At 67.8% G+C, this 13,965-nt stretch carries 11 protein-coding genes; 5 read left to right on the top strand and 6 right to left on the bottom strand.

The features are described from left to right. Positions 1-131 precede the first annotated feature (131 nt). Genes ACILRJ_RS03450 through ACILRJ_RS03440 form a run of 3 tightly spaced genes read left to right on the top strand, consistent with a single transcriptional unit; the run spans position 132 to position 3,328 of the window. Positions 132-1,721 (top strand): AAA family ATPase, encoded by a 1,590-nt coding sequence (locus ACILRJ_RS03450; RefSeq protein ID WP_395680405.1) that lies wholly within the window; start codon positions 132-134, stop codon positions 1,719-1,721. Between the two features lie 30 nt (positions 1,722-1,751). Next, positions 1,752-2,630 carry a general secretion pathway protein GspB gene (locus ACILRJ_RS03445; RefSeq protein WP_395680403.1) on the top strand — a complete coding sequence of 293 codons (879 nt, stop codon included), beginning with the start codon at positions 1,752-1,754 and terminating at the stop codon, positions 2,628-2,630. A 14-nt stretch (positions 2,631-2,644) separates the two neighbouring features. Further along, positions 2,645-3,328, top strand: coding sequence for a rhomboid family intramembrane serine protease (locus ACILRJ_RS03440; protein ID WP_395680401.1), 684 nt, complete (start codon positions 2,645-2,647; stop codon positions 3,326-3,328). Between the two features lie 25 nt (positions 3,329-3,353). Here the strand turns inward: ACILRJ_RS03440 and lepB are convergent, their stop codons facing one another. From lepB to gpmI, 4 genes are all read right to left on the bottom strand, one after another. Further along, on the bottom strand, positions 3,354-4,028 hold the full coding sequence (gene lepB, locus ACILRJ_RS03435; protein ID WP_395680399.1) for a signal peptidase I: 675 nt from the start codon (positions 4,026-4,028) through the stop codon (positions 3,354-3,356). An 89-nt stretch (positions 4,029-4,117) separates the two neighbouring features. Beyond that, complete coding sequence (locus ACILRJ_RS03430) at positions 4,118-5,458, bottom strand: S41 family peptidase (protein ID WP_395680397.1); 1,341 nt, start codon at positions 5,456-5,458, stop codon at positions 4,118-4,120. Between the two features lie 104 nt (positions 5,459-5,562). Next, positions 5,563-6,732, bottom strand: coding sequence for a murein hydrolase activator EnvC family protein (locus ACILRJ_RS03425; protein ID WP_395680395.1), 1,170 nt, complete (start codon positions 6,730-6,732; stop codon positions 5,563-5,565). Continuing rightward, positions 6,733-8,259: a 2,3-bisphosphoglycerate-independent phosphoglycerate mutase gene (gene gpmI / locus ACILRJ_RS03420; RefSeq protein ID WP_395680393.1), complete on the bottom strand. Its 1,527-nt coding sequence runs from the start codon at positions 8,257-8,259 to the stop codon at positions 6,733-6,735. Positions 8,260-8,379: 120 nt separating this feature from the next. Here gpmI and ACILRJ_RS03415 point away from each other — a divergent pair, with 120 nt between their 5' ends. Beyond that, the gene (locus ACILRJ_RS03415) at positions 8,380-9,036 is read left to right on the top strand and encodes a hypothetical protein (protein WP_395680390.1); all 657 of its coding nucleotides are present in this window, start codon (positions 8,380-8,382) and stop codon (positions 9,034-9,036) included. Positions 9,037-9,125: 89 nt separating this feature from the next. Further along, the gene (locus ACILRJ_RS03410; protein ID WP_395680388.1) at positions 9,126-10,862 is read left to right on the top strand and encodes a M28 family metallopeptidase; all 1,737 of its coding nucleotides are present in this window, start codon (positions 9,126-9,128) and stop codon (positions 10,860-10,862) included. Between the two features lie 254 nt (positions 10,863-11,116). On the opposite strand, the gene ACILRJ_RS03405 is transcribed toward ACILRJ_RS03410, so the two are convergent. Both ACILRJ_RS03405 and ubiE read right to left on the bottom strand, forming a co-directional pair. Continuing rightward, positions 11,117-12,964 (bottom strand): M1 family metallopeptidase, encoded by a 1,848-nt coding sequence (locus ACILRJ_RS03405; RefSeq protein WP_395680386.1) that lies wholly within the window; start codon positions 12,962-12,964, stop codon positions 11,117-11,119. Between the two features lie 88 nt (positions 12,965-13,052). Further along, positions 13,053-13,814 (bottom strand): bifunctional demethylmenaquinone methyltransferase/2-methoxy-6-polyprenyl-1,4-benzoquinol methylase UbiE, encoded by a 762-nt coding sequence (gene ubiE, locus ACILRJ_RS03400; protein ID WP_395680384.1) that lies wholly within the window; start codon positions 13,812-13,814, stop codon positions 13,053-13,055. Between the last annotated feature and the right edge of the window lie 151 nt (positions 13,815-13,965).

Below are 13,965 nucleotides of genomic sequence, written 5' to 3'. Positions count from 1 at the left end.
GCGTGCAAATGCGAATTGGGTCACACTTTGCCCGCTGTCCGGGCCGATCGCCACGCCGGAAGCCGCCCGCTTCGCCGGACCTGGCGGGTGCGTCCGGGCGATCGTCGGTGCCGGTCGGGTAAAGTAGCCACATGTATCTTGAGTATTACGGCCTGCGCGAGCCGCCGTTCTCGATCACCCCGGATCCCCGCTACGTGTTCCTGTCCGAACGGCACCGGGACGCGTTGGCGCACCTGTTGTACGGGATCGGCAAGGGCGGATCGGGCGGCTTCGTGCAACTGACCGGCGAGGTCGGCACCGGCAAGACGACCCTGTGCCGCCTGCTGCTCGAACAATTGCCCGAGAACACCCGCGTCGCGCTGGTACTGAATCCGAAGCTGTCGCCGGTCGAACTGGTCGAGGCGGTCTGCGAGGAACTCAAGCTCGACATCGACGGCAAGCGCGGCAGCCTCAAGGGACTCACCGATACGCTCAATGCGTTCCTCCTCGATGCCTACGCGCAGGGCCTGCGCGTGGTGCTGATCGTCGACGAGGCGCAGAACCTGTCGATCGACTCGCTCGAACAGGTGCGCCTGCTGACCAATCTCGAGACGCCGACGCAGAAACTGCTGCAGATCATCCTGCTCGGCCAGCCGGAGCTGCGCGAGATCCTCGATCGGCCGGAACTGCGACAGCTCGCCCAGCGCATTACCGCGCGTTACCACCTCACGCCGCTCGACAGCACCGAAACCGAGACCTATGTGCGTCATCGCATGGCGGTCGCGGGCTGCGCGCGCACGCCGTTCTCGCGACTCGGCCTGAAGGCCCTCTACCAGCGTTCCGGCGGCATTCCGCGCCTGGTCAACATCATCGCCGACCGCGCCCTGATGGCCGGCTATGCACGCGAACAGGACAGCATCGGCGAACGCCTCGTCGATCGCGCCGCCGACGAGACGCTCCCCGGGCATGCGCGCTACTGGCTGCGACGATACGGCCGCTGGGCCATCGCCTCCTTGCTCGTGCTGGCGGCAGTTGCGGGCGCGTGGTGGATGCAGCGACCGGCACCGACCCGCTTCGTGCCAGCCGCACCCGCAATCGCCGCGCCCGCCCAGGACGATGCCGAAGCCGATCGCCTCACCGCGCACCTCGCCAGCAAGCCCGAAACCGAATTGACCGCTTTCACGCAGCTGCTCGCACGCTGGCAGGTCGACGCCGATTCGGTGTCGGTGCGCGAGGCCAGCCGCTGCGCCGCGATCGTCGCGCCCGGCATCGCCTGCCTGCGCGGTCGCGCATCGCTGGAACAGCTGGCGCGCTTCGACCGGCCCCTGATCCTGCTGCTCGGCGACGATGCCGAACACCGCGCGCATGCCTTGCTGCAAGGCGTCGGCAAACAGAATGTGCGCATTGATCTCGCGGGTACGCGCCATGAACTTGCGCGCGCTTCGTTGTCCAAGGTCTGGAACGGCGACTTCATCGTTCTCTGGCGCCTGCCCGCCGATGTGCCGCCGACATTCGATCGAGGCGCCAGCGGCCCCGGCGTCGTGTGGGCGGCGGAGCGTCTGAAGACGTTCGACAACACGACCACGGTGGCGACGACGTTCGACGCGGCGCTCGAAGAGCGCGTGCGCAAGTTGCAGCAAAGCTATGGCATCAAGGCCGATGGCATCATCGGACCGGAAACCCTGTTCGCGCTGTCGGCGCTCGACGATGCCGGGCCGCACCTCGCCCGCACCGTCGAATAACCGTCCCGCCGAACGCTGTCGGAAAACCCCATGTCGTTGATCCTCGAAGCCCTGAAGAAATCCGAACAGCAACGCCGCCTCGGCGAAGCACCGACGTTCGGCACGCCCGCACCGCTCTCGCGACGGCGTCGTTCGCTGCTGCCCGCGGTCGTCGTGTTGATCGTCGCCGCGCTCGGCGTCGGCTGGTGGTTTCGCCACACGCCACCGGCAACGAACGGCGCGACGCCGCCGGTCGACCCGATCCGCCCGGCCGTCGTGCATGCACCCGCCGCACCCAACCCCGCCAGCACGAATCCGGCGAGTCCGAAGCCGGCAAGTCCGAAACCGGCCGCGAAACCCGCCGCGCCACCCACCACGGCCGCGCCGGTGCTTCCGATGCCGACCACCGACCGCCCCGGTTCGGTCGCGCCCTTGCCGGCGATGCCGGTCGGAACAGGAACTGCCGCGCCCGCGCCGGGACAGGCCGTCGCATCCGGGCCCGGCGCACCGCATCCGGCTGGACCTGACATCACCGGCCCGGCGACGCCCGCCACCACGGCACCACCGCCTGCACCAGTTGCCACGCCCGCACCGGCTCCCACGGCAGCGGCCGCTGCGCCGCCACCGAAGCCCGTGGCACCGCCGGCGGCGACGAAACCGCCCGTCGCCAGTCGACCCGCGCCGGCCGCGCCGGTGTTGCCGACCGTGTGGGACCTGCCGTACTCGACCCGCAAGGACATCCCGGAACTCGCACTGACGATGCACGTCTATGCGGATGAAGCGGGCGACCGCTTCGTGGTGATCAAGGGCGAACGCCACGTCGAAGGTGACGACCTCGGCGACGGCGTGATGCTGCGCGAGATCACTGCGGACGGCATGGTGCTCGAGTTCAAGGGCCAGCGCTTCATGTACCCGCGCGCGGGTCGCTAGACGGAGACGACGACGTGTTCGTGCAGTTGCCGAGCCGTCGCCGAACCGGTCCGCCGTGGGCGACCCTGCTGATCGTCGCCGCGTGCGTGGTCGCGTTCCTGTGGCTGGTGACCCTGCCCGCAACGGATCGTCTGGTCGTGCTTACGCGCTGGGGCACGGTGCCCTCGACCCTGCTCGACCCGAACGTCTCGTGGTGGCAACAGCTGCTCGAGCTGCGCGCGGTGCGTCTGGTCACCGCGATCTTCTTCCATGCCGACTGGCTGCATCTGACCGGCAACCTGCTGTTCCTGATCGTGTTCGGCGTGTCGGCCGAACGCGCGCTCGGCTCGTCGCGTTTCCTCGCCCTGTTCGTCGTCTGCGGCGCGCTCGCGAACCTCGTCGGTGCGCTGACGCTGGCCGGCACCAACGCACCGATCATCGGCTCCAGTGGTGCGGTGTCGGCGGTGGTCGGTGCCTACCTCGCGTTGTTTCCCCGCGCCCGCCTCGGCCTCGTGCTGCCACTCGGCGTGTTCCTCGAATTCGTGCGCATCCCGGCGCCGCTGCTGATCGGCTTCTGGGCCGCGCTGCAGTTGCTGTTCACCTACGTCGGCCCCGCGTTCGGCGCGGTCGCCTGGTGGACCCACATCGCGGGCTTCCTCATCGGCATCCTGCTCGCGACGCTGTCGAAGCCGGCGATTGCGCGGCGGTTGAGGAACTGAGGACGGGATTCGTGATTCGTCAAGATCACCGCAACGCCGAGCCCGTGCGACCGAGGCGCGGCTGCCAGCGGTCCTTGATGTCGGCGGAGACAAGCACGCGGGTCGCGCGCGCGATGAGTCTTTCGCGCGGCACGAAACCGATGTAGCGCGAATCCTCGCTGTTGTCGCGGTTGTCGCCGAGCATGAGGTACTGGTCCTGCGGCACCGTCAACGGGCCGAAACTCGAACGCGACGGCAGCCCGGGCAGCCATTGCACGATGCGCTCGCTGCCGGCGATCGATTCCGTTTCGCGCAATGCGGCGATGCCGTGCTGGCCGACGTGCGCGGGTGATTCGCGTTCGATCCCGGCGTAGTGCGCCTGTTCGCCGTTGACGATCAGATGGTTGTCACGCATCTCGACGACATCGCCGGGCACGCCGACGACGCGCTTGATCAGGCGCATGCCGTCTGCCGGCGACGAAAACGTGACGATGTCGCCGCGCCGCGGATCGCCGAGTCGCGCGAGCACGATGTCGGTCAGCGGAACCTTGAGGTCGTAGGCGAGGCGATCGACGAGCACCACATCACCTTCGAGGATGGTCGGGCGCATCGACGCGGTCGGGACCGGATTCCAGTCGGCAATGGCTGTGCGGAACACGCCGAACAGCAGCAGGAACGCGACGTAGCGCTTGTTGCCGTGCATCCAGTCTTTCATGAACATGTCGTCTTCTCGTTGGATAGGGAAGAAGCGCTCGCTGTACGCAACCGCGACGAGCCGATTGCCTCGCGGGCCGGTCGCGCCAGCGGCGATCAGCCCCTGCTGCTTGGCGTTGAAGGTGGTGCGGGCGGCTTTCCTCGCAGGGCGAGCGCCTTCAACGCATTCAGCGCCTCGTTCAGCGCGTAGTCCTGCTGCAGGTCGCGCCGCGCGGTGCCTGGTGCGTCACCGCCGTCGCTCTCGTTCGCGCCCTTGAGGTGGTTGCGCAGGTCGCGTTCGCCGAATGCGGGTGTTGCCTCGCTGTCGCGCTGGCTCAGGGAGAGATCGGCGAGGGCGATGTCCGGCTGGATGCCGGCGGCCTGGATGGAGGTCCCGCTCGGCGTGAAGTAACGCGCCGTGGTCAGCTTCACCGCATGCTCGGCATCGAGCGGAAGCACGGTTTGCACCGAGCCCTTGCCGAACGTGCGCCGCCCCATCAGCAGGCCACGATGGTTGTCCTTCAGCGCGCCGGCGACGATTTCCGCCGCCGATGCAGTGCCATTGTCGACCAGCACGACCATCGGCGCGCCGGCGAGCAGGTCGCCCGGCGTCGCGCGGAAACTCAGGTCCGATTCCTTCACGCGGCCATGCGTGCTGACGATCACGCCGCTGTCGAGGAATTCGTCGCCGACCTCGACCGCGGAGGTGAGCAGGCCGCCGGGATTGCTGCGCAGGTCGAGCACCGCGCCGCGCAGCGGAGCCTTGTTGTCGGCGCTGAGGCGTTCGATGCGGCGGCGCAGTTGCGCGCCGGTTTCGGCCTGGAACTGGCCGATCCTGAGGTAGGCGTAGCCCGGTTCGAGCAGGCGTCCGCGCACGCTCGCGACACGGATCACCTCGCGCTTGAGCGGCACGTCGACCGGCACGGTCTGCTTTTCGTGCAGCACGCTCAGCGTGATCGGGGTACCCGGCTTGCCGCGCAGGCTGGCGATCGCCGCATCGAGGTCGTCCGCCTGCAACGCCTTGCCGTCGATGCGCACGATCGTGTCGCCGGCCTTGATGCCGGCACGCTCGGCCGGCGAGTCGTCGATCGGCGCGATCACGCGCAGCGAACCATCGACCTGCAAGACTTCGATGCCGAGGCCGGCGTAACTGCCGGTGGTGTCTTCGGTCAGGTCCTCGAGCTGTTGCTTGCCAAGGTATTCGCTGTGCGGATCGAGGCCGGCGAGCAGGCCGCGGATCGCCGCCTGCATCAGGCGGTGGTCGTCGACGTCGTCGACGTAGGCCTGCTTGACCAGGCTGTAGACCGCGGTGAACGCGCGCAGGTCGGCCAGATCGACGCGGCCGCTGGCGGGCGTGCTCGCAACCTTGGCCGGCACGTCAGCAGGCGGCGGATCAGCCGCGAATGCGCAGGCGCTGCAGAGAGCCAGCGACAGGGATACGGTGAATCGTGTGGACATCGGAGCGGCCTCGCGAAGATGGCACGAGTGTAGATCCTACCTCGACGGTTGGCGTCGAGCGCAGCATGGCGTCGCGCTTGCAGACCACGGATCGCGCGGATCGTTCAGCGCAACCAGCCACGCGGATCGACCGCCTGGCCCTTCGCGCGCAGCTCGAAATACAGGCCAGCCGCCTTCTGCCCGCCGCTTGCGCCGCTGGTCGCGATCGTTTCACCCGCATCGACCCAGTCGCCGACGTCCTTCAGCAACGCTTCGTTGCAGCCGTACAGGCTGAGATAGCCGTCGCCGTGGTCGACGATCAACAGCAGGCCGTAGCCGCGCAGCCAGTCGGCAAACGCGACGCGACCGTGCGAGACCGCATGCACGGCGCTGCCGGTCTTCGCCGCGAGCAGCATGCCGCTGCTGCGCCGGCCGGATTCGTCGCTCGCGCCGAATCCGGAAACGACCTTGCCTTGCAGCGGCCACGCCAGCCGCCCGCGTAGGCTGGCGAACGATTCGTCGCCGGCGAGCTGCTTGGGGATATCGGCGAACACGTCGCGCAGGCGCTCCAGCAGCGAGGTCAGCTCGGATTCGTTGCGACCGAGCGCGGCGATGCGCGCGCCCTGGTCCTTGAGCTTCGCCTCGATTTGCGCGAGCAGCTCGGTGCGCGCCGTGCGTTCGGCTTCGAGCTTCGCTCCCTCCGCGCTGCGCGCATCGCGCGTCGCGGCCAGTTCCGCGGTGGCGCTGCGGATCGTCGCCTGCACGTCGGCCAGCTGCTTCATGTCGCCAAGCAGGCGCTCGATCTGCGCGACCTGTGCGCGTTGGAAGTAGCGGTGGTAGGCCAGAACGCGCGAGATCGCCGCGACATCGTCCTGTTGCAACAGCAGCTTCAGTTCCTCGCCGTGGCCGAGCGCGTAGGCCGAACGCAGCAACCCGCCCAATGCGTCGCGCTGGGATTTCAACTTTGCGTCGAGCCTCGCGCGCTGCGCGTCCAGCTCGTCGAGCTGCTGCTGCTGCGCCGACATGCGCTCATCAAGCGCATGCACCTCGCGCGCGACCGAGCCAAGCGCGAGTTCCTTCTCGCGCAATGCGCGCGATGCATCGTCGCGCTCGCCATTCGCGGCGCGCTGCTGCTCGGCCAGCGCCCTGATCTCGGCGCGCACGCCATCGAGCTTCTTCTTGGCTTCGGCTTCCTGCGCTGCACGCTTCGCTGCTTCGACATCCTGCGCGCGCGCAGGCGCGCAGGCGGCAAGCGCGAGCACGAGGCAAGCGGCGACAAGATGGATGCGTTTCACCTAGACGAATTCGACCAGGTTGCGGCCGCTCATCTCGGGCGGTTGCGGCAAACCCATCAGCGCGAGCACGCTCGGCGCGAGGTCGCGCAGTGCGCCGTGGTGCAGGCGCGCCTTGCGCCCGACGTAGACCAGCGGCACCGGGCCAACCGTGTGCTGGGTGTGCGGCTCGCCATTCTCGTCGACCATCTGTTCGAGGTTGCCGTGGTCGGCGGTCACCAGCATCTCGCCGCCGGCGGCGCGGATCGCCTCGACCAGGCGGCCAAGCGCGGCATCGACCGCCTCGGCGGCTTTTATCGCGGCGGCCTCGATGCCGGTATGGCCGACCATGTCCGGATTCGCGATGTTGCAGGCGATGAAATCGAATTCGCCCGACGCGATCGCCTCGACCAGCCGATCGGTCAACTCCGGACAGCTCATTTCCGGTTGCAGGTCGTAGGTCGCAACCTTCGGACTAGGCACGAGGATGCGCTGTTCGCGCTCGAAAGGCGCTTCGCGGCCACCGGAGAAGAAGAACGTGACGTGTGCGTACTTTTCCGTTTCGGCGATGCGCAGCTGGCTCATCCCCTGCGCTTCCAGGTACTCGCCGAGCGTGTTGTGCATCGATTGCGGCGGATAGGCGATCGCGCTCGCCGCCAGCCCCTGCTCATATTCGGTCAGGGTGACGAAAGCCGACAGGCGCGGTCGGCGCGGACGCGCGAAGCCGTCGAACTCGGTGTCGACGAACGCGTGCGACAGTTCGCGCGCGCGGTCGGCGCGGAAGTTCATGAACACGATCGCATCGCCGTCGGCGACTGCGGCACCGGCGCCGATCACCGTCGGCTTGACGAACTCGTCGTTCTCGCCGCGCGCGTAGGCCTCGGCGAGCGCAGTCGTCGCGGTGGCTGCGTGGAACTCCGCCTGTGCCTGCGCGATCGCGCCCCAGGCAAGCCGCACGCGCTCCCAGCGGTTGTCGCGGTCCATCGCGTAGTAGCGACCGCTGAGCGTCGCGATGCATGCATTGCCCAGCGCGGCGCATTTCGCCTCCAGCGCGGCGACGCTCGCGGCGGCGCTGCGCGGCGGTGTGTCGCGGCCGTCGGTGAAGGCATGCACGGCCACGCGTGCGACGCCGCGGCGTGCCGCGAGGTCGAGCAGCGCGTGGATATGCCGCTCGTGGCTGTGCACGCCACCGGGTGAAACCAGGCCGAATACGTGCAGGGTCCGGCCGGTTGCGCGTACGGCATCGCAAGCGCCGAGCAGCGCGGCATTCGTATTGAACGAACCGTCGGCGATCGCCGCATCGATGCGGGTAAGGTCCTGGTAGACGATGCGGCCCGAGCCGATGTTCATGTGGCCGACTTCGGAATTGCCCATCTGCCCGTCCGGCAGGCCGACGTGTTCGCCATGCGTGTCGACCAGCGCATGCGGGCACTGCGCCAGCAGGCGACGCCAGTTCGGCACGTTCGCCAGCGCAATCGCATTGTGTGCGGTCTCGGCGCGGTAGCCCCAACCATCGAGGATCAGCAGCAGGATCGGCCTGGGTCGTGACACGTGGCACATTCCGGATCGAGGGACAGGGCGCAATGCTAGCCGAACGCGGGGCACCCGGTCGTTCAAACCATTTGGCCCGCACGCGCATCCAAGCTGCGAACCGACCCAACGGAGCCCGCCATGCATCGCTCGACCGCCCTCACCGCCGCCCTTGTCTCGCTCTGCCTCGCCACCGGTGCGTTCGCGCGCGGCGTCGACGTCGACAAGGTAAACGGATCGATCCACATCGAGAGCAGCCAGCATGCCGGCGATCTCGGTACCGTCAACGGCTCGATCCGCGTCGATGACGGCGCCAGCGCCGCCAAGGTGTCGACCGTCAACGGCAGCATCAAGCTCGGCGAGCGCGTGACCGCCGACGCGGCGGAAACCGTCAACGGCAGCATCGAGCTCGGCCAGGGCGCGCGCATCAGCGGCGCGGTCGACTCGGTAAACGGCGGCGTAAGCCTCGCCAAGGGCGCCGAGATCGCCGGGCGCGCGTCCAACGTGAACGGCCGTTTCGTGCTCGAAGCGGCGCACATCGGCGGCGGCATCGAGACGGTTTCCGGCGACATCGAGATCGGCGCGGACTCGCGCGTCGAAGGTGGCATCGTGGTCGACAAGCCGCACGGCTGGTCCTGGGGCAAGCCGCGCAACCCGCGCATCGTGATCGGCCCGCGCGCGGTCGTGCAGGGCACGCTCGAATTCCGCCGCGAGGTCGACCTCTACGTCAGCGACAGCGCGAAGGTCGGTGAAATCAAGGGCGCGAAGGCGCAGGCGTTCAGTGGCGAACAGCCTTAGGTCCACGCGTTTGGGCGGCGCCGGGCCAGAGCCTACGCAGTGTCGAGTTAGGTTCTAGAATCGGGCATCCAGGCCAGCAGGATGCTTGCATGCCCGTTTCGCCCCGTGCCGCGCTGATCCTCGTTTCGACGGTCGCACTGGCGTCCTGCCAGACACACGAGATTTCCGTAGCCGGCACGCGCACATCGCCTTCGACCACGAACCCGGTGGTGCCGACCGAAGAAGGCCGTTTGTCGCCTGCGATCACCGCCGCGGATTTCGCCGCCCGCCTGCGCCGGATTTCCTCGGACGAGTTCGACGGACGCAAGCCCGGCACCGCGGGCGAGCATGCCACTACCGCGTGGATCCAGGCGCAGTTCGAGTCGATCGGCCTCAAGCCCGGCAATGCCGGCCATTGGCTGCAGGCAGTGCCGATGGTCGAGGCCAGCGTGATCGACGCGGACGCGCTCGAATTGCGCGTCGCCGCAAGCGGGGCGGAACAGCGCTATGCCTACCGCAAGGACATTATCGTCGGCGCGCTCGCGGCGAACCCGACGGTCGACATCGCCGGGTCCGACATCGTGTTCGCCGGATACGGGGTGGACGCGCCGGACTACCGCTGGAACGACTACGCCGACATCGACGTGCGAGGCAAGACCGTGATCGTGCTCGCCAACGATCCGGGCTGGGGCAACCATGACCAGACGCTGTTCAAGGGCCGCGCGCTGACCTACTACGGCCGCTGGACCTACAAGCTGGAGGAAGCCGCGCGCAAGGGTGCCGCCGCGTGCCTCATCGTGCACGACACCGACGCAGCCGGCTACCCGTGGAGTGTCGTCGTCAACAGCTGGAGCGGCGGACAGCAGAGCCTGCCGGTCGAGGAAGATCCGGAGCCGCGTGTCGCCGCCGGCGGCTGGATCACCAGCGACGCCGCACGACGCCTTTTCGCGCAGGCCGGCGTGGATTTCGATGCGCTCAAGCAAAGTGCCGACCTGCGAGGTTTCCACTCGCGCCCACTCGCGGCGAAGCTGTCGCTCGCGTTCCACAGCCGCATCACGCGTTCCAGTTCCGACAACGTGCTCGGCCTGCTGCCCGGCAGCACGCATCCTGACGAAGTCGTCGTCTACTCCGCGCACTGGGACCACTTCGGTCGCGATCCGGCGCTGCCCGGACACCAGATCTACAACGGCGCGATCGACAACGGCACGGGTGTCGCCGCCCTGCTCGAGATCGCCGAGGCGTTCGCGCGGCAGCAACCGCCGCCACAACGCTCGGTGCTGTTCCTGGCCGATACGCTGGAAGAAGCAAGCCTGCTCGGTTCGCGCTACTACGTCGCACACCCGGCGTTCCCACTCGCGCGCACCATCGCCGACATCAACATCGACGCGTTGCCGATCATGGGGCCGACGCACGACATCGCCGTGATCAGCTGGGGCCAGTCCGACCTTGACGAATGGATCCGCCGCGCGGCCGCCGACCAGGGCCGCAACGTCGTCCCCGACGATGCCGCCGACAAGGGCTTCTTCTTCCGCTCCGACCAGTTGAACTTCGCCCGCCACGGCGTGCCGGTCCTGTACGCGCGCTCCGGACTCAACCTCGTCAACGGCGGCGAAGAAGCCGGGCGACGCGCCTACGCCGATTACACCGAACACCGCTACCACAAGCCCGGCGACGTCTACGACCCGCAATGGGATTTCCGTGGCGTCGTCGATGACGTGAACGCGTTCTACGCCGTCGGCCGCCAGCTCGCCGCGGATGCGCCGTTCCCGCAATGGAAGACGGGCGCGGATTTTCATCGGCCGCGCCAGCGCGCAGTCGAAGGGCAACCCGAACCCCATTCACCCTGAGCGCAGCGCTGGAAGGCGCGGAGTCGAAGGACATCAAAAGGCGCGGCGCCGCTGACGGCGGCGCCGCGCAAAGACTGCCTTGGAGGGGACGCCCCATCCGTGGGGCGAAGTCGGCATCCACTGCGGATCGCAGGATGCGCAGGTGTCGTCGCAAATCCCGAGACTCGCGAAATGCCGATCGCGGCTGCGCCGCTCCTGACCGGAGATCGTCGCGAGGGCGGCGCTGAAGCTCCTACGCCAGAGAATTCCAGCGATCAACGCTTGTTCTTCAACGCCTTCTCAATGCTCGCCTGCGTCATCGGGTGGTAGCCCGGCTTCGCCTTTGCGTACACCGCGTGCGCGAACTTGAGACCCTGCCGCGTCTTCGCAAGCTCCTCGTACAGCGGCACGACCAGATAACGACGGCCGATGCGCGTCATGTAGACGGCCATCTGCTCGCGTGCGAAACGATAGTCGGCGCGGATCGCGGCAAGGTACCAGCGCCGCGCGATCTCCGCGTTCGCCGCGCCGGTCAAGTGCCAGGTTGCGTCGAACTCGGCAAGCTGCGCCGTCTTCAGCGGCTTCGGCAAACCGTCGAGGAAATACATCCATTCCTGCGTGTTCCAGTGCTTCGCGTCGAGATCGGCGGCCTTGCGCGTGCCGGCAAGCCATTCGCCGCGCTGCTTGCCGATCGAGGTGAAACGCTCCGACGCCGGCACGCTCGCGTCGGCCGGGATGCCGGGCTCATCGATCCACGCCTTGACCTCGGCGAGGCTCATCTTGCCGGGATATTTCGCCAGCAGGTTCGGCTCCAGGTACGCGAGCATCTGTCCGGTGGTGATGCTCTGGAATGCGAAGTGATCGAAGTAGCCACGCAGGTAGGCGTCAAACGCGTCGCGGCCGAACTTCGCTTCGAGCGTGCGCAGAAGCCACGCGCCCTTGGTGTAGGCGAAATCGGAGCCGGCGTCGTCGGCGTCGCGGCCGTCGAAGTCCGGCACCAGGCGCTGGTCGGGCTTCGGCATCTCGTCGAGCTCGCCGCGCAGTTCGTCGGCGGCGAGGATGAATTCCTCGTCGGCCTGCGCCTTGCCGTAGACCGCTTCGACGATGCGGTTCTCGACGTAGCTGGTGAAGCCTTCGTTGAGCCACATGTGTTTCCACGCCGCATTGGTGACGAGGTTGCCGGACCACGAATGCGCGAGTTCGTGCGCGACCAGCGAGACCAGGCTCTTGTCGCCGACGATCACGGTCGGCGTGGCGAAGGTCAGGCGCGGATTCTCCATGCCGCCGAACGGGAAGCTCGGCGGCAGCACGAGGATGTCATAGCGACCCCAGCGATACGGGCCATACAGCTTCTCGGCGGTTTCGATCATCTTCTCGGTATCGGAAAATTCCTTCGCCGCCGCCTCGACCACCGAAGGTTCCGCATACACCGCGCTGCGCGGACCGGTCTCGCGCACCGCGATGTCACCTACCGCGATCGCCAGCAGGTAGGAAGGAATGGCCCTGTCCATCGCGAAGCGGTAGTCGCCGTCGAGCGCATGCTTGGCGTCGTTGTCCGCACTCATCAGCGCACGCAACGCCTTCGGCACGCGTACATGTGCGGTATAGGTGAAGCGCACCGAAGGCGTGTCCTGCAGCGGCACCCAGCTGCGCGCATGGATCGACTCCGATTGCGAGAACATGAACGGTTGCTGCTTGCCGGCGGTCTGCGGCGGCGTCATCCACTGCAGGCCGGACGCGCTCGGCGCGGTGTGGTAACGGACGCGCACGCCGGCAGCCTGCCGGTCGAAAGCGACGTGCAGGGCCGATCCGAGCACGGCATCGCGCGCGTCGAGATGGAACTTGAGAGCGCGCGGTGGCGCACCGGCATCGATCGCGTCGACGCCTTCGATGGTGATGTCGCGCGTATCGAGCACGAGCGAGCGCGCGGCCTTGTCGCGCCAGTCGAGCTGCAGCTCGGCGCTGCCGGCGAGTTCGCGCTTGCCGAAGTCGACCGCGAGGTCGAGTGCCAGCGCGCGAACCGTCACGGCATCGGTGTTCGCGTAGCTGTGTGGATCGGGCGCAGCGCCGGCGTCGAGGGCGAAGCAGGCAGCGGCAAGGGCGACAAGACGCGACAGGAGCACGGAGTTACCTCGGAAGTTACGAAGGGCCAACAAGCCACGCGCGATTGTGCCGCAACGACACCATCCTGCGCTGTGCGCGTACCGCCGCCTACACGCGGTAGCCGCGATGGATCGCGACGATGCCCGCCGACAGGTTGCGCACGTCGACGCGCGCGAGGCCGGCAGCTTCCATCATCGCCTTCAGCGTCGCCTGGTCCGGATGCTTGCGGATCGATTCGGCGAGGTAGCGGTAACTCGCCTCATCGCCTGCGATCAACTTGCCGATCCGCGGCAGCACCTCGAACGAATGGAAGTCGTACAGGGGTTTGAGGAACTGCGCTCGCACGCTAGAGAATTCCAGCACCAATGCGCGACCGCCGATCTTCAGCACGCGATGGATCTCCGCCAGCGCGTTCTCCTTGCGGGTCACGTTGCGCAGGCCGAATGCCATCGTCACGCAATCGAAGCTCTTGTCCGGAAATGGCAGCGCCTCGGCGTCCATCTGCGACCAGTCGAGCCCGCGCAGCTGGCCACGGTCGAGCAGGCGGTCGCGGCCGACCCGCAGCATGTCGCCGTTGATGTCGCCGACGACCACGCTACCTTTCGCGCCCACTTTCGGCAGCAGCAGCGCCGCGATGTCGCCGGTGCCGCCGGCGAGGTCGAGCACGCGATCGCCCTCGCGCACCCCGCTGGTGGCGACGAAATAGCGCTTCCACAGCCGGTGCACGCCGAACGACATCAGGTCGTTCATGATGTCGTAGTTGCGTGCGACGGACGTGAACACCTCGCCGACCAGACGCGCCTTGTCGGCCTCGGGCACGTCGCGATAGCCGAAGTGGGTGGTACCTGGGGGGTCGGGCGATTGGGTCATGGCGGCAATCGTACCGCAGGGCTGAGGGCTGAGGGCTGGGGGCCGAAAGGCGCGGGCTGGGGGCGGAGGACTCGGAGTCGAACAGCGAAATCCCGCACGATGACGGGCCGCCGCCCTCCGCCCCGCTTCACGCATAATGCGCGCGAACCGC

The sequence above is a fragment of the Dokdonella sp. genome (assembly GCF_044227025.1).
Classification (GTDB): Bacteria; Pseudomonadota; Gammaproteobacteria; order Xanthomonadales; family Rhodanobacteraceae; genus Dokdonella_A.
This window is presented reverse-complemented; position numbering and strand designations above follow the sequence as displayed.

Bases quoted from the DNA above. Each gene is read 5' to 3' on its own strand.
- ACILRJ_RS03450 (WP_395680405.1), top strand. From the start codon at position 132: ATGTATCTTGAGTATTACGGCCTGCGCGAGCCGCCGTTCTCGATCACC.
- ACILRJ_RS03445 (WP_395680403.1), top strand. From the start codon at position 1,752: ATGTCGTTGATCCTCGAAGCCCTGAAGAAATCCGAACAGCAACGCCGC.
- lepB (WP_395680399.1), bottom strand. From the start codon at position 4,028: ATGTTCATGAAAGACTGGATGCACGGCAACAAGCGCTACGTCGCGTTC.
- ACILRJ_RS03430 (WP_395680397.1), bottom strand. From the start codon at position 5,458: ATGTCCACACGATTCACCGTATCCCTGTCGCTGGCTCTCTGCAGCGCC.
- ACILRJ_RS03415 (WP_395680390.1), top strand. From the start codon at position 8,380: ATGCATCGCTCGACCGCCCTCACCGCCGCCCTTGTCTCGCTCTGCCTC.
- ACILRJ_RS03410 (WP_395680388.1), top strand. From the start codon at position 9,126: ATGCCCGTTTCGCCCCGTGCCGCGCTGATCCTCGTTTCGACGGTCGCA.
- ubiE (WP_395680384.1), bottom strand. From the start codon at position 13,814: ATGACCCAATCGCCCGACCCCCCAGGTACCACCCACTTCGGCTATCGC.